24 protein-coding genes are annotated in these 23,369 nt (G+C 41.7%); 13 read left to right on the forward strand and 11 right to left on the reverse strand.

The features are described 5' to 3' along the window. Window positions 1–25: 25 nt before the first annotated feature. The 4 genes from ACTB1O_RS10545 to ACTB1O_RS10560 all read right to left on the reverse strand — a co-directional run bounded on the left by ACTB1O_RS10545 (window position 26) and on the right by ACTB1O_RS10560 (window position 2,721). Window positions 26–253 (reverse strand): hypothetical protein, encoded by a 228-nt coding sequence (locus ACTB1O_RS10545; protein ID WP_462995096.1) that lies wholly within the window; start codon window positions 251–253, stop codon window positions 26–28. Next, window positions 254–745, reverse strand: coding sequence for a DUF2953 domain-containing protein (locus tag ACTB1O_RS10550; protein WP_462995097.1), 492 nt, complete (start codon window positions 743–745; stop codon window positions 254–256). It abuts the gene before it with no gap. A gap of 165 nt (window positions 746–910) precedes the next feature. Beyond that, window positions 911–1,324 carry a spore germination protein GerW family protein gene (locus tag ACTB1O_RS10555; RefSeq protein WP_462995098.1) on the reverse strand — a complete coding sequence of 138 codons (414 nt, stop codon included), beginning with the start codon at window positions 1,322–1,324 and terminating at the stop codon, window positions 911–913. Window positions 1,325–1,467: 143 nt separating this feature from the next. Continuing rightward, window positions 1,468–2,721 carry a DNA methyltransferase gene (locus ACTB1O_RS10560; protein WP_462995099.1) on the reverse strand — a complete coding sequence of 418 codons (1,254 nt, stop codon included), beginning with the start codon at window positions 2,719–2,721 and terminating at the stop codon, window positions 1,468–1,470. A gap of 125 nt (window positions 2,722–2,846) precedes the next feature. Here ACTB1O_RS10560 and ACTB1O_RS10565 point away from each other — a divergent pair, with 125 nt between their 5' ends. The 3 genes from ACTB1O_RS10565 (at window position 2,847) to ACTB1O_RS10575 (ending at window position 5,716) form a co-directional block, all read left to right on the forward strand. Further along, window positions 2,847–4,202 (forward strand): TrpB-like pyridoxal phosphate-dependent enzyme, encoded by a 1,356-nt coding sequence (locus tag ACTB1O_RS10565; RefSeq protein WP_462995100.1) that lies wholly within the window; start codon window positions 2,847–2,849, stop codon window positions 4,200–4,202. Window positions 4,203–4,227: 25 nt separating this feature from the next. Next, window positions 4,228–5,343: an ATP-NAD kinase family protein gene (locus ACTB1O_RS10570; RefSeq protein ID WP_462995101.1), complete on the forward strand. Its 1,116-nt coding sequence runs from the start codon at window positions 4,228–4,230 to the stop codon at window positions 5,341–5,343. Window positions 5,344–5,416: 73 nt separating this feature from the next. Beyond that, a complete protein-coding gene (locus ACTB1O_RS10575) occupies window positions 5,417–5,716 on the forward strand; it encodes a YunC family protein (RefSeq protein WP_462995102.1) in 300 nt (99 codons plus the stop codon). A 76-nt stretch (window positions 5,717–5,792) separates the two neighbouring features. On the opposite strand, the gene ACTB1O_RS10580 is transcribed toward ACTB1O_RS10575, so the two are convergent. Both ACTB1O_RS10580 and ACTB1O_RS10585 read right to left on the reverse strand, forming a co-directional pair. Continuing rightward, a complete protein-coding gene (locus tag ACTB1O_RS10580; protein ID WP_462995103.1) occupies window positions 5,793–6,941 on the reverse strand; it encodes a PAS domain-containing protein in 1,149 nt (382 codons plus the stop codon). A gap of 91 nt (window positions 6,942–7,032) precedes the next feature. Continuing rightward, complete coding sequence (locus ACTB1O_RS10585; RefSeq protein ID WP_462995104.1) at window positions 7,033–8,208, reverse strand: iron-containing alcohol dehydrogenase; 1,176 nt, start codon at window positions 8,206–8,208, stop codon at window positions 7,033–7,035. A gap of 279 nt (window positions 8,209–8,487) precedes the next feature. Between ACTB1O_RS10585 and ACTB1O_RS10590 the strand changes: the two genes are divergently transcribed. Both ACTB1O_RS10590 and ACTB1O_RS10595 read left to right on the forward strand, forming a co-directional pair. Next, the gene (locus ACTB1O_RS10590) at window positions 8,488–10,872 is read left to right on the forward strand and encodes a heavy metal translocating P-type ATPase (RefSeq protein ID WP_462995105.1); all 2,385 of its coding nucleotides are present in this window, start codon (window positions 8,488–8,490) and stop codon (window positions 10,870–10,872) included. Between the two features lie 83 nt (window positions 10,873–10,955). After that, a complete protein-coding gene (locus tag ACTB1O_RS10595; protein WP_462995106.1) occupies window positions 10,956–11,159 on the forward strand; it encodes a hypothetical protein in 204 nt (67 codons plus the stop codon). A 39-nt stretch (window positions 11,160–11,198) separates the two neighbouring features. Here the strand turns inward: ACTB1O_RS10595 and ACTB1O_RS10600 are convergent, their stop codons facing one another. The 4 genes from ACTB1O_RS10600 to ACTB1O_RS10615 form a co-directional block, all read right to left on the reverse strand. Continuing rightward, on the reverse strand, window positions 11,199–11,576 hold the full coding sequence (locus ACTB1O_RS10600; protein ID WP_462995107.1) for a response regulator: 378 nt from the start codon (window positions 11,574–11,576) through the stop codon (window positions 11,199–11,201). 15 nt (window positions 11,577–11,591) lie between these two features. Next, on the reverse strand, window positions 11,592–13,292 hold the full coding sequence (locus ACTB1O_RS10605) for a CHASE4 domain-containing protein (protein WP_462995108.1): 1,701 nt from the start codon (window positions 13,290–13,292) through the stop codon (window positions 11,592–11,594). 107 nt (window positions 13,293–13,399) lie between these two features. Continuing rightward, window positions 13,400–13,888 (reverse strand): helix-turn-helix domain-containing protein, encoded by a 489-nt coding sequence (locus tag ACTB1O_RS10610; protein WP_462995109.1) that lies wholly within the window; start codon window positions 13,886–13,888, stop codon window positions 13,400–13,402. A gap of 70 nt (window positions 13,889–13,958) precedes the next feature. Continuing rightward, window positions 13,959–14,495, reverse strand: a complete 537-nt coding sequence (locus ACTB1O_RS10615; protein WP_462995110.1) for a hypothetical protein — start codon at window positions 14,493–14,495, stop codon at window positions 13,959–13,961. 308 nt (window positions 14,496–14,803) lie between these two features. Between ACTB1O_RS10615 and ACTB1O_RS10620 the strand changes: the two genes are divergently transcribed. The 6 genes from ACTB1O_RS10620 to comE are packed head-to-tail and all read left to right on the forward strand — an operon-like array spanning window position 14,804 to window position 20,544. Continuing rightward, complete coding sequence (locus tag ACTB1O_RS10620) at window positions 14,804–15,583, forward strand: ATP-binding cassette domain-containing protein (RefSeq protein ID WP_462995111.1); 780 nt, start codon at window positions 14,804–14,806, stop codon at window positions 15,581–15,583. Beyond that, a complete protein-coding gene (locus ACTB1O_RS10625) occupies window positions 15,580–16,287 on the forward strand; it encodes a GTP-binding protein (RefSeq protein ID WP_462995112.1) in 708 nt (235 codons plus the stop codon). The genes ACTB1O_RS10620 and ACTB1O_RS10625 overlap by 4 nt, the downstream gene beginning before the upstream one ends. Continuing rightward, a complete protein-coding gene (locus tag ACTB1O_RS10630) occupies window positions 16,288–16,938 on the forward strand; it encodes a (Fe-S)-binding protein (protein WP_462995113.1) in 651 nt (216 codons plus the stop codon). It abuts the gene before it with no gap. Next, entirely contained in the window at window positions 16,935–18,161 is a 1,227-nt protein-coding gene (locus ACTB1O_RS10635) for a methanogenesis marker 16 metalloprotein (RefSeq protein ID WP_462995114.1), read from the forward strand. Before ACTB1O_RS10630 ends, ACTB1O_RS10635 begins: the two co-directional genes overlap by 4 nt. A 6-nt stretch (window positions 18,162–18,167) precedes the next feature. Then, window positions 18,168–19,445, forward strand: coding sequence for a cysteate synthase (locus ACTB1O_RS10640; RefSeq protein ID WP_462995115.1), 1,278 nt, complete (start codon window positions 18,168–18,170; stop codon window positions 19,443–19,445). Then, the gene (gene comE, locus ACTB1O_RS10645; RefSeq protein ID WP_462995116.1) at window positions 19,438–20,544 is read left to right on the forward strand and encodes a sulfopyruvate decarboxylase subunit beta; all 1,107 of its coding nucleotides are present in this window, start codon (window positions 19,438–19,440) and stop codon (window positions 20,542–20,544) included. Before ACTB1O_RS10640 ends, comE begins: the two co-directional genes overlap by 8 nt. Before the next feature lie 4 nt (window positions 20,545–20,548). On the opposite strand, the gene ACTB1O_RS10650 is transcribed toward comE, so the two are convergent. Continuing rightward, on the reverse strand, window positions 20,549–21,778 hold the full coding sequence (locus ACTB1O_RS10650) for a phosphoglycerate kinase (protein WP_462995117.1): 1,230 nt from the start codon (window positions 21,776–21,778) through the stop codon (window positions 20,549–20,551). A 237-nt stretch (window positions 21,779–22,015) separates the two neighbouring features. On the opposite strand from ACTB1O_RS10650, the gene ACTB1O_RS10655 reads away from it, so the two are divergent. Both ACTB1O_RS10655 and ACTB1O_RS10660 read left to right on the forward strand, forming a co-directional pair. After that, entirely contained in the window at window positions 22,016–22,528 is a 513-nt protein-coding gene (locus ACTB1O_RS10655; protein WP_462995118.1) for a YqhA family protein, read from the forward strand. A 212-nt stretch (window positions 22,529–22,740) separates the two neighbouring features. Further along, window positions 22,741–23,355 (forward strand): flavodoxin family protein, encoded by a 615-nt coding sequence (locus tag ACTB1O_RS10660; protein WP_462995119.1) that lies wholly within the window; start codon window positions 22,741–22,743, stop codon window positions 23,353–23,355. Window positions 23,356–23,369 lie beyond the last annotated feature (14 nt).

Below are 23,369 nucleotides of genomic sequence, written 5' to 3' on the forward strand. Positions count from 1 at the left end.
GTCAAACCTAAATCCGATTGAAGCTTTAAGGCATGAATGATTCATCTTCTAAAAGCTCTTCAATCCAGGAATCATTATTTTTAAAAGAGAATTTCAGATAATTATCTTTTGACACAAAAATCAGACCTTCAGGTTTTATGCTGCAGAATCCCCCCGAATCCGTTGCCACTATCTCCTGACGACAGACAGGTATTATCTTAAATCCACCTGCTTCCAGAGTCTTTCCGGCTGCAAGACGACTGAGCTCTTTCAATTATAAAACCCCACGGACACTTTTTTTGGATTTTTTCGAAACCTTTCTGAATATTTTAAACATCGGTGAAAATATCCTGTAAACCCTTTTAATGAAAAATTCACAGGTGCAGTCAGGTTCAAATACGAATCCTTCAAATGCGGGATAAGCATTTATTACCACTCTTTTCTCAGCATAAACCGCACCTCTCAGAGCCATCAAAAAACCGTAAAGAATCCCCGTATCTGCCGCATCATCAAGACCAAATCTTAATTTCAGGTAAAAATGCCCGAATGTTATCTCCTTTAGAAGTCTTAGGATATCATCTTTTAAGGACAAAATTGCACGTAAATCTATTGCAGTCTCTTTTTTCTCCCCTTTCTCACCCTCTTCCTCCGGCTTTTCTGGTTCCTTCTCTTTTCTTAATTCTGAAACAGGCTTTTTTATTACCATTAAACCGGCAAATCTGAGGTGCAGCATCATGCCTTCAACAATTTCGGCTCTTATCCTCACAAGTCCCCAGCTCACTGCAATTTTAGCATAGAGCTTTTCAGAGGGACTCGATGTCCCTGTAATTTTTAAGGGTATGATTGTAATATGAGCGAGAATTACAATAAAAACAACACATACTGCATAAAAAATAAATTGTATGATGATATCCCGCCGCAGACAGTTAATCTATTTTTTTAGCTCTTCTTTCTTTACGACAGGTTTCGCAACAGGTTTGTCAACAGCTTTTTCCTTTGCCTTTACAATCTCGACAACTTTTGGAAGAAGTTCTTCTCCGATTGCCGTTATTGCCTCACTGACAGGACCTGGTTTTCTCAGAGGCATGATCTTTACGGCACTATCGCCATGGGCAGTCTTATCAATAATCACAACAGCTACTGCAGATAATCCTCCGCCTGCGCCTGTTCCTCCGACGTTGTCCTCACCGCTGCCTCCGAATCCTGCTCCAAATCCAAAACCCATAGATGCAACAGGTATTATTATATGATTTCCCATCTCAACCGGTTCGCCAAGAACCGAACCTGCACTTAAAAGTCTGTCCAGTTCATTTAACGCTTTTTCAAACATTTTTTCTGTTTCCATAGCAAAATCCTCCTTTTAATCTATAAATACAGATACTTCTATAAAAATATATATGATGCTTTTTGGTACAGAATAGTAAAAAGAGGTTTTAAAATAATTTCTGATTTTTTGGATTGATGATAAAAACCCGGATTTCAAAAAGTTTATAGCCCTTTCCTGAAGATTACAACACGGTTTGTGTTAGTTCCCCTCTTTTTGTTTGAAATACCCCAGATATTAGACGTTTTTGTGAAATTCTGCTCGTTTATCAGGACACCGGCACATTCAAAACCCTGCGAAAGTCCGAGGGGAACAACATATTCATCAAGATTTATTTTGCCGCTTCTGACCTCACCGACCTCAAAACATACCCATCCCCCCGGCTTTGTAATCCGGTAAAGCTCTCCAAATACATTCTCCATCGCACTGCACCATGCCGAAACATTTGCAGACATTGTAATTTTTTCTGCAATCTCTTTTTCATCAAGTGAATTAAACCAGCAGCGAAGCCAGTTGTCTTTTGCATACTGAACAATATTTAAAAACGGAGGAGATGTTACCGTAAGACTAATTGAATTAGAAGATATCTCCTGAGTATTTCCTGCATCAGAATTAAAAAAGACCGCACTTTCCCCCGCATTTTGGAGTGATTCCATCTCTTTTTCACCGATATTTTTCAGAAGACGCCTGCTCTTTTTAAGAATTAATGCGTATGTATCCCTGTATTCCGGGATCTGCTCTCTCTTATCATTTATCTTAACCTGACTCTCCTTTGATACAGCCTGATTGGGAGGAAGAGTGTAAACAGAAAAAAAACCGGGAGAATGACCTGTAAGACGGTTTGTTGCCGTCATTCTAATCCACTTGTCAATATTGTCCTCCTTCCCTTGTGCCCTTCTTCTTTTCAGATAATTTTTGAGATTTACAATCTCTGACTCCGTTTCGGGGTGATAAAACATCGGGAGGCAGAAATCAGAAATCTCCTCCCTTTCAGATTCAATATTTAAAAGGCGCTCTTCTATCTCTTCAATACCGGGCACTAAAAGACGAGGCTCACAGAGAATTCTGCTCAGCGGATTTATATCATTTGAGACAACTTTCCTGCCTAAAAGTGCTGCCTCAATTATTGTAGTACCCCTGCCTGTAAAGGGATCATATACACAGTCACCGATGTCTGTAAAAATGTCTATAAAAAAACGGGGAAGCTGTGGTTTAAAGCATGCCCTGTAGGATATCTCATGAATTGATGATGCCTGTCTCTGTCTTGGCGTCCAGAAGCTGTTCTTCCATACTTTTATACCCGACACTCCCGAAATTCCGGCAACTGTGCTCATTTCAGTTTCAAATTGCGGATTATCGGCATCACTATAATTTTTCAGATACTTGAAAAGTCCGGATATGTCCGTTATTGCAGGCATTATAATATGTACATCTTTGCTTTTTGGGTTGTTATCTCTTGGGGAAATGAGGCAGGGGTTTTAATTCCAAATGTGCATATAATTACAACAATGTATAAATATGTTCATTTGCATACATAATTAGCATGGACACCAGGATACTTCTTGATGAAAACGAGATGCCAAAAAAATGGTATAATATCCAGGCAGATATGCCTAATCTTCCCGGACCGTCATACAACCCGATGACAAAAGAGCCGGTGAGACCTGAGGATCTTGCACCAATATTTGCAAAAGAGCTGATAAAACAGGAGGTCAGCACAGAGAGATACATCGACATCCCTGAAGAGATCAGGGAGATTCTGACCCTGTGGAGACCTTCGCCGCTCTTTCGGGCAAAACGTCTTGAGAAGCTCCTAAAGACTCCTGCAAAAATTTACTACAAGTATGAGGGCGTAAGTCCTGCCGGCTCGCATAAGCTAAACACCGCGGTTGCACAGGCTTACTACAATAAACAGGACGGAATCGAGAGGATTGCAACCGAAACCGGAGCCGGTCAGTGGGGATCTTCACTTGCATTTGCAACGCAGCATTTTGGGATGGAATGTACGGTTTACATGGTTAAGGGAAGCTATGAGCAGAAGCCTTACAGAAAGATGATGATGCACACGTGGGGTGCAAAATGCTACTCAAGCCCTACAAACATGACAAATTCGGGACGGGCAATGCTTGAGCGTGACCCTGAAACATCCGGAAGTCTCGGTATTGCCATATCAGAGGCAGTCGAGGATGCGGCAACGCACGACAACACAAACTATGCACTCGGCTCGGTTTTAAACCATGTCTGCATCCACCAGAGCATAATCGGCCTTGAGACAAAAAAACAGCTTGAGTCTGTTGATGAAACCGCCGATATCGTAATCGGATGTGCAGGAGGCGGCTCAAACTTTGCCGGGATCGCATTCCCGTTTGTTAAGGACAAATTAGATAAGAAAAACCCCGATGTTGAGATTATAGCGACAGAGCCGACTGCATGCCCGACTCTCACAAAAGGCCTTTATGCATATGATTACGGCGATGTTGCAGGTCTCACTCCGATTATGCAGATGTATACGCTCGGACATGACTTTATACCGCCGTCGATTCATTCCGGCGGTTTAAGGTACCACGGTATGTCTCCGCTTGTATCAAGGCTTCATGAGGACGGCCTGATAAGTTCAGCCGCATTCCACCAGAATGAAGTGTTTAAAGCGGCAGTTGCCTTTACAGAAGCAGAAGGAATAATACCTGCACCTGAATCAGCCCATGCAATAAAAGCAGTGTTCGATAAGGCAGAGGAATGCAGAAAGACAGGAGAGGATAAGACGATAGTCTTTAACTTAAGCGGCCATGCCCACTTTGACATGACTGCATATGAGGCATACTTTGAAGGAAACCTTCCGGATTACGAATACCCGGCAGAATTAATTGCGGCATCGCTTAAAAAACTGCCACAATTATAAATTTTTATTTGGATAAACACATAACATGAAAAAAATAGGCTTTCTGATAAACCCGGTATCAGGAATGGGGGGAAAGGTTGCCTTAAAGGGAACTGACGGTCAGGCGGATTATGCCAGAACCCTCGGTGCAGAACCGGTTTCAGAAAAAAAAGCCCTTTCTTTTCTTAATGCTCTTAAAAAAGAAGATGCTTCAGACATAATATTTTTTACACCATCAGGGCAGATGGGCATGGATGCATTAAAAAAATCGGGATTTTCAGATTATAAGGTTATATTTACGCCGAAATTTCCTTCAGATGCCGAGGATACAAAGGATTCATGCAGGCGGATGCTCTCGGCAGGTGTGGAACTGATAGTGTTCTGCGGAGGAGACGGAACAGCCCGCGATGTGGTATCAGTAACCGGAACAGATGTTCCGATTCTCGGGATACCTTCCGGTGTTAAGATGTTTTCAGGCGTATTTGCAGTGACACCTGAGACAGGAGCTGAAATTGCCGGGAGATATCCGGATATTCCGGTAACAGATACCGAAGTTTTAGACATTGATGAAGAGGAATACAGGAAAGGAAACCTGAAATCAGAGATATTCGGCGTTGCAAAAGTTCCTGTTCTCCCGCATAAAAGGCAGGGCGGAAAATGGGTGTCAGCCGGAAACGATGAGAGAAACAGGGAAGAAATAGGACGTTTTCTGGCAGAAATTCTACAGGATGATGTGCTGTACCTCATAGGGGCAGGTTCGACTGCAAAATCCGTTCCTGACGCATTAAATATACATGATTACACCCTTCTGGGTGTTGATGCCCTCTATAACCGTGAGATCATTAAAAAAGATCTCAGTGAGAAGGATATACTTAACCTTCTTTTGAGATATAAACAGGTGAAAATAATTTTAAGCCCGATTGGTGCACAGGGATTTTTGCTCGGACGCGGAAACCAGCAGTTTTCACCTGAAGTCATAAGAAAAACAGGAATTGAAAATATAATAGTCGCTGCAACCGAGGCAAAACTAAGGGTTACAGATGAGCTTTTCATAGATACCGGAGATTTAAAACTCAATGATAAATTTCCGGACTCAATTGCCGTAATATGCGGTGATGCAATGGCACAGAGAATTCCGGTTGCTGATCTTAAAAAGAAGTAATGTATAAGGTAATATAATCTAACCGGAGCCATCCTACCCTTTTATATTAAAACAACATGAAAATTAGAATCAGATGCAGCAGATTAAAGTCCCGGTAAACGGAAAAGAAGCTGAAGGATTTGTAATACCAATAGGCAGCGTAAACCTTGTTTTTTTAAAGACTGAAAAAGGCATGATAGGATGCGGTGCATTCGATGTTATGGCACTTGAAAAATTCGGATATCCGGCGGCAAAAGTAAAACCAAAGGGAGACTCCGTTAAGGATATTGATGATCTTCTTGAAGGTGAGATTGCAGCCGTAAATGCCTCCGGTGAAAAACTGGGAATAAAAACCGGCATGAGTGGAAAAGAGGCAGCAGGGCTTATAGTCTGAAAGATAATTTCCTATAAAAATCACTTATTGATTTTTAATTTTGGTTACATGAAAATTTAGTTTCAAAAACATTTTTTTATAATTTTTTCTTCAGGTAATTTATGGCCTCTTCTATATCGGAATTGTCTATCAAAGAGACACCATAATTCTTAGCAATCATTTTTCTGACAGTCTCGGATTCAATCCATCCGTTATCAAGCCTGTTTATAATCCGGTCAATCTCCATGACATATGGCATTATCTTATCAACCGCTTCAGGACATTTAAGATCAACTATCCCCAAAATCACCTGAAGAGGATTTCTGATATGATCATTTAAAACTGCAAACTGTTCCATATTTTTGTCTATCTGTAAAAAAGCCTCTTTTTTCATCTCGTCCAGAAGATAATATTTTGTAATATCTCTCAAATATAAAACAGACTGTTTAAAGATGCCGTTTTCAAATATAGGCATATTTCTAACACTATAGAGAGTAACATTCCCTGCGTATTTGTATTTTATATTTATTTCAAAAAAGTGCAGATAAAAAGAGGGATCTTCCAGACTTTTTTTTCCTTCATACTGAAAATATCTCAGAAGTGTTGAGAGATTTTTTACACCTGCAACCGACTTCAGATTTGTTTTTTCCCAGATTTTTTCAAAGGCATTATTGGATATTACCACATTAAGCGACTTGTCGATTACGACAACAACGTCCTTTAGGGTATTTATGGTTGTTTTGTACTGCAGCTCGGAATCACCCACTGCCTTCTCCAGAACTTCTCTTTCAGTAATATCACGACAGACAATTGTCACATAAGTCTCCTTTCCCATTTCAGAAAGACTTATATTGATTTCCATGTGAATACTGCGGCCGTCTTTTGTAAAAAGCTCAGAACGGACAAGGTTTACAGATCCTTTTGTAAACGTCAGTATATCTGATTCAGAGTCAGCTGAATCACTGTCCATTAATTCACGGATATTCATCCCGTGAAGCTCTTTTTGTGTATAGCCCAAAACCTCCCCTGCACAGGAGTTGGTATCAATAATATCAAGTGAGGGATAATCCAGAATAAAAACCAGATCGTTTGTGCTGTCAAGCGCAATACGAAAACGCCTGAGCTCATCCTGTTTGTACTGAAGCTGGGGATAATAGCTCTTTTTAAAAGACTCCTCGCCAAAACCGATTACCCGGTTTCTTATATCTTCAAGGCTTCCTTTCAGGTTATCTTCTTTATCTGGCATCCTGATCCATAACCGGTTTTATGAGACTTATTCTTATATAGATATCTTTATCCGGCGCCAATAACATTATGAAAAATGACATCATCGTCTTTTAAACCCCATCCAGTACCAGATCAAAAAGCTCTTCAATATCATTTCTGGTCGGGACTTTGGGATTTGTTGCAATACAGGGATCTTTTATTGTGTTTCTTACAATTGCAGACCTTTCCTCTTCTGAAACGTCAATATAACCAAAGTCAGTATCTTTTCCGGAAGAACCCCTGATTAAGGATATTTTGTCCAGAATCAGTTCAATAATTTTTTCATCACTCTTCCCGGTTGTATCAACAGACAGAGTCTCTGCAATTTTTCGGTATTTTTCAGGCGCAGAAGAGTAGTTGTACCTGATAACAGCATCCATGACAACCGAGCTTGCAAATCCATGGGAGAGATCAAACATTCCCCCTAATGAGTGCGACATAGAATGAATAAGACCGAGACCTGCATTTGAAAATGATATCCCTGCACAGAGACTTGACATGAGGGTTTTAAACCGGAAGTTGAGATCATTACAAAGTGAGGAGTCATAGGGGAAAACTTCTCCAATCTGTTTTATCGCTTCAAGCGCCATGATATCGGTGCAGTGAGATGAACCGTTTGAAACATATGCCTCTATTGCATGCGTAAATGCATCAATACCTGAATTAACTGTGACATCATCAGGCTGGGTTGTAAGAGTGATGGTATCAAGAAGGGATACATCCGGCACAAGGGATTTTGATATGATCAGATTTTTCCTTCCGGTATCAGGAGTGGTTATTACTGCGTACTGTGATACATCGGCCGAGCTGCCGGCAGTTGTTGGTATACAGATTAAAGGCGGCATAGGATTTTTTACAAGATCCACCCCGATATAATCTGTGATATGGCCTTTGTTTGCAGAAACAATACCTATTCCTTTCGCACAGTCAATGACGCTGCCGCCACCGACAGCAACAATACCTGTACATTCTTCAGCTGTATAAAATTCCGAACCCTTCATCACATCCGTATCACGGGGATTTACCAGTATATCCTCAAATATTTCATACTCAACTCCGACATCTGTCAGACTGGACGTTATATCATCCATCCAGTGCATCTTCAAAAGACCGGACTGGGTTGCCAGAAGTATCTTTTGCGAGTGGAAATTTGCGGCGTATCTCCCTGCATAAATTCTCGAATTGTCTCCCGTAATAAATTCAGGGGCGACAAACTTTCGAAGTTCCCTGTTTAATGTAACTGACATAAATCCCCACCTGCATTCTTTTTAGAATAATCATATTATAGCCCTCCCATCCTAAAAAGATTCTTAATCTGAATAAAATATAAGAATATCAGACATAAAACACCTTGATTTCTAATTTTTCAGGTCATTTTAGATTTTACAGATTTTTTTTGGATTCTCCAAAATCCGGGAAAAAACAATATAAGCCAACTCAGCATATAAAACAAATTATTATCAGGGAGGGAATATTTTACGGAAGATGAAGAATCCAGAAAGAAGACAGGCTTAAAAATTACCGGAATGCACTGTGCCTCATGTGCGGTAAATGTTGAATCTGCACTCAAAAAGGCAGAGGGCATCGAATCCGCCTCAGTCGATATATCGTCGGAGAATGCCGAGATTATTTTTGATCCGGAGAAGACAAACATCTCTGATATTGAAAAGATTGTGGAAGGTGCCGGCTATGGCATTTTAAAGGCTAAAACGAAGATAAAAATCGGGAGTATGCACTGTGCATCATGCGTTGAAGCGGTAAAGACTGCACTTGAGAAGAAAAACGGAGTGCTGTCAGCCGATATAAACTTAATAGACAATTCTGCAGTTATTGCATACGTTCCGGGAAAAGCGGAACTCTCAGATTTCAAGGCGGCTGTTGAGAAGGCAGGATATGAATACCGCGGAACGGATGAGGATACAACGCCGGATATTGAAGCTGAGATTTTTGAAAAAGAGCAGAAAGATAAAATAAAAAGAATTGTAACAGGTTTTGGAGTCTCCGCCATCCTTCTTGCATTAATGTTTTCAGGAGTGAACCTTCCGTTCCCGATGGGATATCTGATGTTTGTAATTACAACTCCTGCATTCCTATATCTCGGATATCCGATATTCCGTGCGGCTTTTTTATCGCTGAAAAATACTGCCCTTAACATGGATGTCATGTATGCACTCGGAATCGGTGTCGCCTATGTGGCATCCGTTCTCGGGACATTCGGAATATTTCTGACTCAGGATTTCATGTTCTACGAAACCTCGGTCATGCTTGCCGCATTTTTAACACTCGGAAGATATCTTGAGGCAAACGCAAAGGGAAGAACAAACGATGCAGTAAAAAAACTGATACAGCTGAGACCGAAAAAAGCGTTCGTTTTTAAGAAAGGCGATTACAGGGAGGTTTCTGTGGAAGAGCTCGTGACAGGGGATGAAATCATGGTAAAACCCGGCGGAAGGGTGCCTGTTGACGGTGTTGTAATATCCGGCGAGGCCTACATTGACGAGTCGGTTATCACAGGAGAGCCTTTGCCAGTAAAAAAGAAAGACGGAGACAGTGTTGTCGGAGGAACTCTCAATACAAGCGGGGCCATTGTGTTCAGATCAACAAAGGTCGGGCGTGACACAGTCTTATTCCAGATAATTAAGCTTGTTGAGGAGACTCAGCGGCAGAAGCCTCCTGTTCAGAGACTTGCGGATGTTGCGGTAGCATACTTTATACCGGCAATAATGACAGTTGCCATTATCTCGTCCCTCATCTGGTACTACCTTCTGGGAAGCACAACATTATTTGCAGTGACAGTTTTTGTCTCGATAATTGTGGTTGCATGCCCCTGTGCCCTCGGACTTGCAACTCCGACTGCTGTTACGGTAGGAATCGGACGCGGGGCCGAGCTTGGAATTTTAATTAAAAACGGCGAGGCACTTGAGGTATCTGAAAAGCTCAGATGTATAGTCTTTGACAAGACAGGGACTCTTACACTCGGAAAACCGGTTGTCACATCCGTAAAAGCATATGATATGGATGATAAAGAGCTCATATCACTGGCGGCAGGTGCCGAAAAATCATCAGAGCACCCTATTGCAAAAGCCATTCTGAATAAGGCAGAGGAGGACAGGATCACTCCGGCTGCTGTAACAGATTTCAGATCTTCAGCCGGAGGAGGCATATCCGCAGAATATGAGGGAAAAATAATTCTCGTAGGAAACAGGGATTTTATCGCTGAGAACGGGGTAATTGTCACAAGAGAGGCAGAACTGAAGCTTTCGGCAAACGAAAAATCAGGAAAGACTGCTGTTTTAGTGGCTGTTGATAAAAAAATATCCGGCATCATTTCAGTCTCAGACAGCTTAAAGCCGGGCGCAGTATCTGCAATAAAGGCGATAAAGAAGATGGGGCTTTCTGTTGCGATGATAACAGGAGACAATGCAATTACAGCACTCGCAATCGCGGATGAGGCAGGGATAAAAGACGTTTATGCAAATGTCCTTCCCGGTGCGAAGTCAGACGAAGTTGGACGGATTAAAAAAGCAAAAGGAGATGTGGCATTTGTCGGCGACGGTATTAATGATGCACCTGCTCTTGCAATGGCCGATGTGGGAATCGCAGTTGGAAGCGGAACCGAAATTGCACTTGAAAGTGCTGATATTGTTCTGATGCATGATAATCTTCTGGACGTGCCAGCCGCAGTCCAGCTCTCAAAAAAGGTTATGGGAAGAATAAAACTAAACCTCTTCTGGGCTTTTGCTTACAATACCGCATTAATCCCGATAGCCGCCGGAATCCTCTATCCCTTCTTTGGAATAGTATTCAGACCGGAGTACGCAGGTGCAGCCATGGTCCTTAGTTCTGTGACTGTGATTTCCCTCTCACTTCTTCTGAAAAACTACACCCCTCCGGCACTTGTTGCAAAATAAAGGAAAAACCCATTTTTTAAAAGATTAAAAAAACCCAAAACAGCGGTCACAAATAATATCGTCATGTAAAAAAAGGAATTAATATGGCGCCAAAATATCTCATTCTGATAATTCTGGCAGTCACAGTCATCATAATCTCATTTTTCAATATCATGGCAGGCCTTGCAATAGCTGCCGCAGTTATCGTAATTTTTGCGGCTGTGTATCTTATATCACATTTCCCTTCGGAATACGATGATGAGGAGCAGCTGGAAACCGAAGATGAGATCAATCTTATCTACGATTAATAAAAAAGTATTTTTAAAAAATCCATCAAAAAATTCCGGTTAATTTTTCAGATGTGCCGATATCTCTTTCATCAGATCTTTCATTTCATAGGGTTTTCTCAGAAAAACAGAGTTTGTTATCTTTTCTGCCCTTTTTATTGTGATATCCTCGGTACTGGCAGATGAGAAGATTATTGGCATATCAAGTCCGTCCCGTCTTATCCTCTCTGCAGCATAAATTCCGTCACCATCTCCGATTAATCTGATATCCATGATGATGAGATCAGGGCTGCCTGCAATCGCGGTTTCGTAAGCCGCTTTACAGGAGACTACCGGCCCGAGACTTTCGTATTCCATAATCTCGGTAATCACTGTATTGATGAACTCCCCGATAATATCATCATCCTCAACAATCAGGATCAGTGGTTTTTCGGACATCTCAGATCAAATCCGCTATTTTTCAGCCGTATCTGCAGGTTTCAAATTTATTCTGACAACCCAGCATGTTCCGGTTTCGGCATTAATGCTCTCCAGTGTTCCCGAAAGCTGTTTTGTGATAATACTGCGTGCATTTTTGATTCCAAAACCGGATTTCTCCACACCGGGACTTCCAAGACCTTTACCGTTATCTTTTACAATAATTACGAGATTATCATCATCAATGGATATTTCAATATCAATTATACCCCCGTTTTCATCAAAGGCATGCTCTGTGGAATTATTTATGAGTTCATACAATGCTGTGCTCAGAGGTATTGCATATGAGAGTTCTGCCTCGAACTCATCTCCGTGTATTTCAAATGAGATATTCTCTCCCTTCTCCTTCGTAGTGCCCTGCAGTATCAGTTTTATCAGGTCAGAAAGATGCTCTTTGAATCGAAGTGACTCCTTATCCTCTTTATTGTAAAGATCATCATGTATCATCCCGAGATATTTTATCCGGTTTGTGGCCTCATTAATTACCTCAAGAGCCTTTGGATCTTTAATTTTTAAGGATTTAATACCAAGAAGGCTTATTATGTACTGAAGATTGTTTTTAACCCTGTGGTGAAGTTCTGCAACCAGTTTGGATTTTTTATTAAGTGCCCCTTTAAGTTCACGATTTTTTACCTCAAGGCTGTTTATACTGTCCTCTATTGTCTGAAGCAGGATATTTGCGGAATCCGAGATGGATGAGATCTCATCATCATTCTCATCCTCAAGCCTTGCAGAGTAATCACCTGTATCTGCAATCCTTTTAAGTTCTGATGAGAACGATTCAATTCTCCTGACAAATACGGTGTCCAGAATTAAATTTAGCAATATTACAATTAATGCACATAGAATTACTGCAAACGCTGAATAAAAGAGCACTGAATCATAACCAAGCCGGAATAAGTCCCTGTTGGCTATTATCTTAAGCTCAGCAGCAGGATTCCCGTTGATACCGTATATTGGTGATTTAATATACAACTCCTCTCCGTTCGGATCGAATGAAATCTCCCTCGGTTTTTCCCCGGGGAGGAAGGAATTATCAAAATTATCACTGGAAATTTCCAAAAGCTCAAAATTCAGGTTAATTTCATTGGAAATTTCTTCAATATACTCTTTTGATACCTCCTTTACCATTACAAGTGTTCCTTTTACAGGACCTGAAAGATCACTTCTGATAACGGGATTGATGGAAACAACATATATTTTTTCTCCCGCCTTTAGAAATCCGGAAGTACTGCTTGAAATATCAGGCATTTTTACAGAGCTATCATCCATCAGGGAGTCTTTTAGTGCTTTTGGTATCTCTGAAAATTCATTTTCATCGGAGTTGTAATATTTGCCATAAAAAAAACTGCCATTTTTGTCAAAGTAAAGTATAGAATTAATATTAAGGTTTTCAAATATGAATTCAGGAAGGTTTTCCTCTATATATTCTGAATTTTTATCATCCATGAAATAATAGGAGTGATCCCAAAAAGCCCAGTCCAGATTGATTTTATCAATTATGGATATTTTATAATACAAATATTTCTCTGCCATTTCAGACTGGGATATGCCTTCATGCTCCTCAATATCTGAAAGACCATCAAGTACTATGAAATAGGAGCCTGTTGCAAGACCCAGTACCAGTATAATGGCGGTAGCCAGGGTCAGTAGATTTACTTTGGTCTTTATCTTCATATTATGACCATCCCGGTCTGAAAGTTGAAAACGAACAGTACCTTCCAGAATTTTTTGGATAATTCTGCCTTTTATTTAATATAATATGGAAATCCCGACAATAAATATTATTCCAGTCTGTTCTGAAGAGACTGCAGAGCATCTGTTATAGTTTTTGTATCCGGTTTCATTATCGCAACAGGGACCTCAACCACCTTCTCTATTATTGATGCCAGAATCGGTGCACAGACAATTCCGGATGCTCCCTCCTTTTCGGCACGTACGGCAGAAACAATGCATTCTTCCATCGTATAAGCAGGATAACCCTTCATTTTGATCTCCCTCTCACCCACTGCTATCATTTTTGACTCGATCTCATCAAGAAGAAATTTTGCGGCGATTACTGCGACAAAACCGGTCTCACGGGGTTCGAGGGCATTTACTATCGCAAAAACAGTAGAAAAACGGGGGTCTCTTTCTCCTGATGTTATTTTATATATTGTCGCAGGAGGAATCCCTGCCCTCTCAGCCAGTTCTTTTATGCTTACCCCTTTTCTTGTAAGCTCCTCATCAAGCGCCACCTTGAATCCTGTCTGAAAAATTCTCTTTGAGAACATAAAACACCTATCAACAATTGTATAAACAAGAAGTTAATAATTTTCCTCTTTGTAATAAAAAGAGAAATTGTCATATGTATGAATTTGAAAAATGGATCTGCACTGGTTCGTATAAAAACAACAGATAATCCCCGGAAGGATAAAGCCGCCCCCCTCTTCCGTTGGAAAGATCATCATAAAGACTATAGAATGACTCCATTGTTTCATAAAAGCCGTCCATATCACCACCCTCATATTTTTTTAAGGCCGCATCGGCAAAAGATGACAGTACTGATATGTTATGCCCGTCTTCTCCGGCAGATGAGCAGTAAGCCCTAATCATGAGAAGATCATCCTCAGGAAGAATTTCCAGATCAGCATATTTTTTAGAGATTAATTCCGGATCAGAAGCTAAAATTTGCTCATCATCCCGGCTATTTTTACAACCGGCCCTTCCAGTACTTAACTTTTTAAAATACAGTGAAGACTGACAACCGGAATTTTTCATATCTTTCACCTCTGATTCTTCGATTACACTATTCTTTCCTGATATTTTCAGATTTGCATTACAATCCGTTACATAGGTTGCCATATTATCCATAACAGCCGGGCAGTATTCCGCTTTCATTATCCCAAAGCCTTATCTTACAAAGATTTATTTGATAAATTACGGTATAAATGATTAAAACCCGGTTGATTATACTATCTAACCCGTTGGTTAAACGGAAAAATAATCAGATATCCGGCACAGGAACAGATGTACGCACACCAAAAACTGCTTTTTTTTGCAACAGTATCAGTATTCAGAATTGTCTTTAGCATTGCATCGAATAATACAATACATAAGTATTAATTAAAATAAATTAATTGACTCAAAAGGCAAATAATTAAAGATAAGAGGACACAATTTATCTCAATTAAGATCACACATCTATTATGCACGCCTCTGAGATTAGAGAGATTACAGTACTCCCCGGAAAAAACCGCAAAGGCGAGACTGAAAATTTCAGAAGAATATCAATACGTCCCGGAGATACCATATCAATAGTCGGGCCGACAGGGTCCGGAAAAAGCGCTTTTATAAACGATATCGAGATGTTTGCGCAGAAAGACACTGTAACAGGCAGAACCATTCTTGTAAACAATGAATTCCCGCCGGAGGACTTTGTAAGGGACCCTTCAAAAAAGCCTGTTGCGATGATAACCCAGAATACCAAATGCCTTGCAGACTTAACCGTGGAAAAATTTCTGGATATGCATATAAAATCACGTAAAATCTCTGATTTGTCAATAACCCGGAAGACAATTGATCTTGCCAACGAATTCACAGGTGAGAAGATTGTGAAAGGTGCAAGGATGACATCCCTTTCAGGAGGGCAGACCAGATCACTCATGGTTGCAGATGCTATTGTTGTCTCGGATACTCCGGTAATTCTTCTTGATGAAGTTGAAAATGCGGGAATTTTCAAGGATAAAGTCATAGAATGCCTAAAAACCCATAATAAGGCATTATTGTTTGTAACACACGACCCGCTCGTCTCACTTTTATCAGAGAGAAGAATTGTTATGAAGAACGGGGCAGTATCAGATGTCCTCAGACCGGGTGATTCTGAAAAAGAAGCTCTTATAGAGGTTTTAAGAATAGACTCCACACTCTCGGCACTTCGGGAGAGAATACGCTGCGGCGAGATTATTGGAAGTACTCCGGGGATATGAAGCTGCTCGTAATTGCAGGGCCGCCCTCTGCCGGAAAGACTGCTGTTGTAAGACAGATAATATCATCATTTAACCCGCTTAAAAAATGTGCATACCTCAAAATAGATGTTGTAAGGGCGTTTGAGGACAAGGAGCTCAGGGACGAGTTTCAAATCCCGACAAGAAAGGTTTATTCCGGGGATGTATGCCCCGATCATGTGGGAATACTCGTAATGAAGGATGCCATCGGATGGGCAGGAGATAACGGTGCAGAGATCCTGATAGTGGAGAGTGCCGGACTCTGCCTCAGATGTTCGCCTTATACAACACAGTCACTCGGGATTGCGGTTTTAAGTGCAATCTCAGGCACAAACTCACCCTTAAAGATGTCTGCAATGCTTGCACTTTCTGATATGGCAGTTGTAACACGAATTGATCTCGTATCACAGGCGGAAAAGGAGGTCTTTCGCGAGAGGATTAAAGAGGTGAAAAGGAGTCTTGATATCGTTGAGACAAACGCTGTTTCCGGTACAGGACTCCGTTATCTTTTCCGGGCGATAGAAAACCTTTCACATATAGAAGATTCCGATAAAATAACTCTCAGGGGCAATCCGCCTCTCGGTGTATGCACCGTATGTGCCGGCAAAAAGGAGATCGGATGGGAGAACCATTTCGGTGTTATCAGGGGACTTGACTCGGATGATTTTTTTTTCAGGGGCGATTAAATGCCAAAAATTACAGAAAGGTGGATCAGTCCTGAAAAAAACTGCGGCGCCTGCGGCCTTAATTCATGCAGTGAATTTGAAATATATCTAAACTCAGGGGAAAAAGAGCCGGAAGACTGCCCATATTATATATCCGAAATATATAATAATCAAAAGACAGACTGCAAAAAAGATGCAGTTTATAAAGGGTCTGATATTTTAAATCAGCCCTATGATTTTGTTCTTCATCCAATCGGTGATGAACCCTCTGCAAGAAAGATTGTTCTGCCTTTCAGACCGGACATTACCGAAAGGATGGAGATTGAAAAAGGCGACATTGTGCTTGGAAGACCACAGGGAGCAGGGTGCCCCGTCCAGCATGTGTTATCGGTAATAAATGCAGACTACCTTACAGGAGTCATAACAACTCATGTGGTGAGTCCGCTTATTGCAAGGAAGAATCCCGATATTGTAAAGGAGATCCGTGCATACCATATCACAGGTTTTGAGGGAATAGCACAGACAATCAGCTCTGTACCTCAATTCGGCAGAAGACAGAGGTTTCTTCCGGGATTCTGCATGATGAACCTCGGACACACCGGAGTTGTAAACCTTCTTGTCCGAAAGAGAACGGGCCTGCACGTCAGGGTGGAGGATATAAGAATTATATGAAGTCTGTTTCAAAGATAGAAAATAAAATAAAAAAAGGCACTGCGGTTGTATACACTGCAAAAGAATTCAAGGCAATGGTCAGGGAAGGCAGCACCCCATCCTTAAATGACATTGATGTTGTAACCTGCGGGACATGCGGGGTGATGTCAGGCACATTTGCTGTTATGACAGTCCCTGTTGCAAAACCCGGAGCCTTCAGGCGTGCAGACAGGATTTCATTAAACGGTGTCCCGTGTTTTTGCGGCCCCTGTCCCAATGAGGGGCTCGGCACTGTGGATTTAATCGTATACGCAACATCACATGCATCAGGAAAATACGGCGGCGGCCACCTTTTAAGGGATATAATTGAGGATAAAGATATTGAGGTTATAGCCGAATCTGAAGGAAAAACCTACGAGAACCAACTTTACGGCGCAGATATTGAATCTGCAAGGATGATAACATCAAGAAGTGCCTTTAAAAACTATTCCGCCTTTGTAAATCCTGATGCAGAGCCGTTTGAAACAATTTTTTCCGTTCTTCCCCTTAAGGGGAATTTGTCTGAAGCAACTGTTTCCGGATGCGGTGAGATAAACCCGCTTCAAAACGATCCGGAGATGAGATATCTTAATTCAGGAGCTAAAATTCTTTTAAACGGTGCACAGGGAAGGATTATGGGTCCGGGTACAAGAAGCTCCGATGATAAGCCAAACATTTCAGCTTATGCTGATATGAACAATATGATGCCCGAGTTTATGGGTGGTTTTGTAACCTCAAAGGGTCCGGAATGCATAACATCAGTAGCCGCCGCAATTCCGGTAACTGATGAAAAAACATTAAAAGAACTCTCTGTTCTGGATATAAACATACCATTGCCGGTTGTTGATGTCAAAGACAGAAGTGTTACAGGAGTGTCGGATTACGACCTAATCTGGCAGAACACTGATCACAAGCTTGAGGTAAATCCTATGAACTGTATGTTCTGCGGCGACTGCCCTGCACTTGAAAGCTGTCCGACAAATGCGATAATGCCCGGCGGAGGTGTCATTCTGTCGAGATGTGTATCCTGCGGGACATGCATCCACACATGTCCGGGTGAGGTGTACAGCATGAATATGGGATCAATAGAATGTGAAGGAAACAGCATTCCCATAACCCTCAGACAGTCTGACAGAACAAGGGCAAATGAACTGACAGAAATCCTTAAGGATATGATTGAGAGAGGAGAGTTCACCCTGTTATAATAGGTGATGAATACGGGAGAATACACACTCGGGTGTCCTTTATGCGGGAGCAGATTTTCGGACACAAACACAAACAGCTGCATTAAAGGATGTAATTCACTAATAATAGCAGATTACAGTCATAAACAGCTGACTGTCAGAGACCTTCCAGGAATGTTCAGGTTTCACGACTGGCTGCCGGTTAAAGGCTTTCGTAATGTCAGTACCGCACCTGTAACATACAAAAGCAAAGATCTTGCAAAAGAACTGGGCCTTTCAAACCTCTATATATCATTTAACGGCTACTGGCCGGAGAGGTGTGCGCTAATTAATACATGCTCATTTAAGGAGCTTGAAGCTGTCCCGACAATGCTCAGGATGCAGGAGTTGACAAAGGGAGTTATTCAGGTGTCATCGGCAGGAAATACCGGAAGGGCTTTCTGCGAGGTTTCATCACAGACCGGCCTGCCTGCAATAGTTGTTGTGCCCGAATATGCCCGGGAGAATATATGGACGACAAAACAGGCTGAGGATGTCATCCTGATAACAGTAAAGGGCGACTATACGGATGCAATAGAGTTTGGATCAAAAATCTGCTCAATTGAGGGCGTTGTTGCCGAAGGCGGGGCAAAAAATCCTGCAAGGCGCGACGGTATGGGGACAACGCTTCTTGACGGAGCAGTAACAGCGGGCCGTATTCCCGACTGGTACTTCCAGGCAGTCGGAAGCGGAACAGGCGCAATAGCCGCATTTGAGATGTCACAGCGGTTAATCGGGGACGGACGTTTTGGAAAGAGACTCCCCCGTCTTTACCTCTCACAAAATGACACCTTTGCACCCATGGTAAATGCATGGAGAGAAAACAGACGGGATATAATCCCCGCTACTGACATGCCTGATGCAAAAAACGCTGCCATGAATGTATATTCGCCACTTCTTACAAACAGAAACCCACCTTACGGAATCTGCGGAGGCCTTTTTGATGCACTGACAGCAACAGACGGAATAATGGCGCCTGTATCCAAAAGAGATGCTGAAAATGCCTCCAGTCTTTTTGAGGAGCTTGAGGGATCAGACATAGATCCTGCGGCAGCAGTCTGTCTTGCATCCCTGACGGATGCAGCAGAGAACGGAGTTATAAAGCCGGATGAAACAGTCCTTCTGAACATAACAGGAGGCGGATATAAACGTGCAAAAGAGGAGCTGGATATAATTCCCGTAGAGTTGTATGCAGCTTTTGAGGCAGGGGACGGCATTGAGACCATACGGGAAGATATCAGAAAACGGGTTTTGAATTATGCATGAGGATGATTTTACAGCGATTCTGAAAAGAGCGGGCATTGATTTTGTGGTCTCGCTTCCGTGCGATCGCACAAAGGATCTCTGCACATTTCTGGAACGGGATTTTCACTACGTAAACATAAACCGTGAAGAGGACGGAGTAGGCGTATGTGCGGGTCTTGCACTTGCAAAACGTAGATCTGTTCTTCAGATGCAGAGTTCGGGACTTGGAAACTCGCTGAATGCGATGATGTCCCTTACATACCTCTACGGTCTGCCTCTTCCCGTAATAGCAAGCCTCAGGGGATATTATGAGGAGAATATACCCGCCCAGATACCGTTTAACAGCAAAATTCCGGGAATTCTGGATGCCCTGGATATAAAATACACAATAATTGAGGAGGCATCAGAACTTAAAAGAGCAGAGGAAATAATCAATAACTGTTATTTAAATTCCGAGATTCACGTGATTATGATATCACCAAAAGTCTGGGAGGGGGAGGTATGCTCATGCGGGAGAGCGTTTCCAAAAAGAAGCAGAGATATCAGGGTTTCATTTGAGAGAAGCATAGGAGAGCCTGAAATGATGCGGGCTGATGCAATCGGGATAATAGCAGAGAGTCTAAAAAATGAACTCACAGTCTGCAACATCGGTGTTCCATGCAAGGAGCTTTATGCCGCAGGAGACAGGGCTGAGAACTTCTACATGCTTGGAAGCTACACGCAGGCAACGCCCATAGGTCTCGGACTTGCCATCGGGCAGGATAGGGAGGTTGTTGTAATAGACGGTGACGGAAGCCTTCTCGGAACAGCGATTCTGCCTGTCGTCGCTGCAGAAGATCCGGAAAATTTTACAATCATTGCACTTGACAACGGTGCATTCGGAAGTACCGGGATGCAGAAAACCCATGCATGGACAGGATGCAACCTTGAACTTATGGCAGTTGCCGCAGGGCTTTTAGATACTGCAATGGTTCAGACAGAAGATGAACTGGCAGGGATTTTATCTTCCGAAAACAGACCATCTTTTGTACACTGCATAATAAGGCCCGGAAATTCTGATGCAAAAAATCTGCCTCTGAGTCCTGATGAGATAAAAAAGAGATTTGCAGGGATATTATAGGCAATTATATCTGTTTTTTCCCAAATAATTCCCAGCTTATTTCAAGAGCGGTTATTGCCGGAAGTTTTTTGCCTGTCATAAATTCAATGCAGGCGCCGCCGCCTGTTGATATATGGCTGAACTTATCATGCATTCCAAGCGACTCCACCACAACCGCGGTATGACCCCCTCCGACGACAGAGAATTCAGACTCTGATGCAGCCTTTAGCAGTTCAAAAGTCCCGGTTGAGAATATATCCTCTTCAAACAGACCTGCAGGTCCGTTAAAGACTACTGTTCCGGAATTTCGGAGGGTGTCTGTAAAAGATGCCAGGGAATCAAGACCCAGGTCAAGAACAGGACTGTTCACAGGGATTTTATCAGCAGAAACCTCCTCTCTTAAACCATCTTTATTTCTTATTGCAACAGAATCCGGAATTACAATCCTATCCCCGTATTTTTTTAGTATTCCGGCTGCTTTTGCCACTTCACCGTAGTAGCCAAGCTTTTTTATCAGATCTGTCGAGGGTTTGCCGATATTTAGTCCCTTTGCAATTAAAAACACATTCGCAACGACTCCGACCACAACAACGCGGTCTGCAATACCACATTCAAGTACATTTTTTGCGACATCTATAGAGTCATCAACCTTTGTCCCCCCCAGAACAAATGTAACAGGTTTCGGAGAATCTGAAAAAACCTTTGAGAGGCAGAATACTTCCTTTTCCATAAGAGTGCCTGCAACAGACTTCATGCAATAAGGAAGACCGACAATTGTCGGCTGTGAACGGTGTGCAGTCCCGAATGCATCGTTTACATAGAAATCTCCCATTGAAGAGAGCCCGCGTACCAGATGTGTGCCTGCCGCCTCTTCAGGTGTCATCTTAAGATTCTCCTCTGCATTAAACCTCACATTCTCAAGCATCAGAACATCGCCGGATTCCATCTTTTTTACCGCGTCCCTTGCACAGCGGCCAAAAATATCATCAATATATTCAACAGGCCTGTTGATTAGCCGCTCAAGACGCTCTGCATGTACCTCTAGTGTTGTAAAATCCTTTTTCTGCGGTCTGCTCTGGTGGGTAATAATTACAACTTTTGAATCAGAAAGATTCTGCACTGTCGGTGCATGCTCGCGGAATCTCTTATCATCAAGAATGAGGTTTGACGCAGGATCTATAGGTGAGTTGAAATCCACACGCAAAAGAGCTGTTTTTCTGTTTGTTTCAATATCATCCAGTGTTCCAATTTTCATATCATATACACCCGGGAAAGCAGAGGGAGGATTTCTCTTCTGTATAATATGATGTTTGATGGTATTGGAATTATTGGTTGTTGTCCGAAATTCTCACATTTATCAGGTAAGTGAAAAATAAAAATTCTTTCCGCTGTTTACCGAGAATTACATATTTGAATAAATAAGATATATTTACGGAAAAGATACCCCGGCATATAACAAAATATAATCTGAGGAGAAAAGGATGGTTAAAAAATGCATAAACAGAACATCATAGAGAAAATTTTTGAACAGGCTCTCTGGAATCTGAGATTTGTCGTACTTCTCGGAGTAATATTTGGTGCACTAAGTGCAATTGTGCTTTTTATTTCAGGTTCACTTGAAATTCTGGACGTTTTAAAGGATTACCTCTTTGTTGCGGACTCACATCTTGCTCATGAGGATATCCTGATAGGAATAATAGGTGCAATTGATTTCTACTTAATTGGTCTTGTCCTTTTAATATTCAGTTTTGGAATATACGAACTGTTCATATCAAAACTTGAAATTGCAAGGACAGGCGGGGATTTTGGAAACATCCTGGAAGTCAGAAACCTTGACGATCTTAAAAATAAGATTATAAAGGTCATAATAATGGTATTAATTGTCACTTTCTTCCAGAGAATTCTCTCGATGAAATTTACGACATCTCTTGACATGCTTTCAATGGCAGTTTCAATATGCGCCATATGCATTGGTGTTTATTTTATGGGAAAACACAATCTCTAAAAAAACATATTTTTATTGACATATTAAGTTATAAAACAAATAATCTATTTTTTCAGTATATGAATACCTTCTTTTTTTCTACAAAAACAGGTTTTATCCGGTATTTTTCCGGCCATCAAAAGAGTTAATACATGTAAGCACACATTTGCCTCTCAATAGTAATCTGAACCGTATGATTACCACCCCGGATACAAAAAAAGGAGATGTGAAATATGAAAGTTGTAGCCTTCAACGGAAGCCCGAGAAAACATGGAAACACGTACAGACTTTTAAAGGAGATTCAGGCAGAACTCAGGAGAGAAGATATTGAAACTGAGATTGTGCACATCGGCGGCAAAAAGGTTATCGGATGCATCGCCTGCGATAAATGCTTTGAAAAAAAAGATGAGAAGTGCATACTTGCAAATGACTTCATAAACAATGCAATATTAAAGATGAAGGAGGCCGACGGGATAATTATTGCATCTCCGACATACTTTGCAGATGTGACAACCGAGGTTAAGGCACTTATTGACAGGGCAGGTTTTGTGGGTCTTGCAAACGACAGTATGTTTTCAAGAAAAGTAGGCGCTGCAGTAGTCTCCGCAAGAAGAGGCGGTTCAATTCATGCCTATGACACAATAAACCATCTGTTCGGAATCTCAAACATGATAACGGTCGGCTCATCATACTGGAATGTGGGATTTTCAGGCAATGAAAATGATGTGGAAAAAGATGAGGAAGGCCTTAAAACCATGAAGGACTTAGCCGCCAATATGGCCTGGATTTTAAAGAAGATCCATGCAGATGATGCTGAAGTAAAGGAAGAAACACCAATAACTGAATGAAATCAATCCACCAA

The organism is Methanomicrobium sp., assembly GCF_055145805.1.

Coding starts and splice junctions, on each gene's coding strand:
- ACTB1O_RS10660 (WP_462995119.1), top strand. CDS start 22,741: ATGAAAGTTGTAGCCTTCAACGGAAGCCCGAGAAAACATGGAAACACG.
- ACTB1O_RS10565 (WP_462995100.1), top strand. CDS start 2,847: ATGGACACCAGGATACTTCTTGATGAAAACGAGATGCCAAAAAAATGG.
- ACTB1O_RS10580 (WP_462995103.1), bottom strand. CDS start 6,941: ATGCCAGATAAAGAAGATAACCTGAAAGGAAGCCTTGAAGATATAAGA.
- ACTB1O_RS10610 (WP_462995109.1), bottom strand. CDS start 13,888: ATGTTCTCAAAGAGAATTTTTCAGACAGGATTCAAGGTGGCGCTTGAT.
- ACTB1O_RS10615 (WP_462995110.1), bottom strand. CDS start 14,495: ATGAAAGCGGAATACTGCCCGGCTGTTATGGATAATATGGCAACCTAT.
- ACTB1O_RS10620 (WP_462995111.1), top strand. CDS start 14,804: ATGCACGCCTCTGAGATTAGAGAGATTACAGTACTCCCCGGAAAAAAC.
- ACTB1O_RS10630 (WP_462995113.1), top strand. CDS start 16,288: ATGCCAAAAATTACAGAAAGGTGGATCAGTCCTGAAAAAAACTGCGGC.
- ACTB1O_RS10625 (WP_462995112.1), top strand. CDS start 15,580: ATGAAGCTGCTCGTAATTGCAGGGCCGCCCTCTGCCGGAAAGACTGCT.
- ACTB1O_RS10560 (WP_462995099.1), bottom strand. CDS start 2,721: ATGCCTGCAATAACGGACATATCCGGACTTTTCAAGTATCTGAAAAAT.
- ACTB1O_RS10590 (WP_462995105.1), top strand. CDS start 8,488: ATGCACTGTGCCTCATGTGCGGTAAATGTTGAATCTGCACTCAAAAAG.
- ACTB1O_RS10575 (WP_462995102.1), top strand. CDS start 5,417: ATGCAGCAGATTAAAGTCCCGGTAAACGGAAAAGAAGCTGAAGGATTT.
- ACTB1O_RS10640 (WP_462995115.1), top strand. CDS start 18,168: ATGAATACGGGAGAATACACACTCGGGTGTCCTTTATGCGGGAGCAGA.
- ACTB1O_RS10595 (WP_462995106.1), top strand. CDS start 10,956: ATGGCGCCAAAATATCTCATTCTGATAATTCTGGCAGTCACAGTCATC.
- ACTB1O_RS10570 (WP_462995101.1), top strand. CDS start 4,228: ATGAAAAAAATAGGCTTTCTGATAAACCCGGTATCAGGAATGGGGGGA.
- comE (WP_462995116.1), top strand. CDS start 19,438: ATGCATGAGGATGATTTTACAGCGATTCTGAAAAGAGCGGGCATTGAT.
- ACTB1O_RS10635 (WP_462995114.1), top strand. CDS start 16,935: ATGAAGTCTGTTTCAAAGATAGAAAATAAAATAAAAAAAGGCACTGCG.
- ACTB1O_RS10600 (WP_462995107.1), bottom strand. CDS start 11,576: ATGTCCGAAAAACCACTGATCCTGATTGTTGAGGATGATGATATTATC.
- ACTB1O_RS10650 (WP_462995117.1), bottom strand. CDS start 21,778: ATGAAAATTGGAACACTGGATGATATTGAAACAAACAGAAAAACAGCT.
- ACTB1O_RS10605 (WP_462995108.1), bottom strand. CDS start 13,292: ATGAAGATAAAGACCAAAGTAAATCTACTGACCCTGGCTACCGCCATT.
- ACTB1O_RS10555 (WP_462995098.1), bottom strand. CDS start 1,324: ATGGAAACAGAAAAAATGTTTGAAAAAGCGTTAAATGAACTGGACAGA.
- ACTB1O_RS10655 (WP_462995118.1), top strand. CDS start 22,016: ATGCATAAACAGAACATCATAGAGAAAATTTTTGAACAGGCTCTCTGG.
- ACTB1O_RS10585 (WP_462995104.1), bottom strand. CDS start 8,208: ATGTCAGTTACATTAAACAGGGAACTTCGAAAGTTTGTCGCCCCTGAA.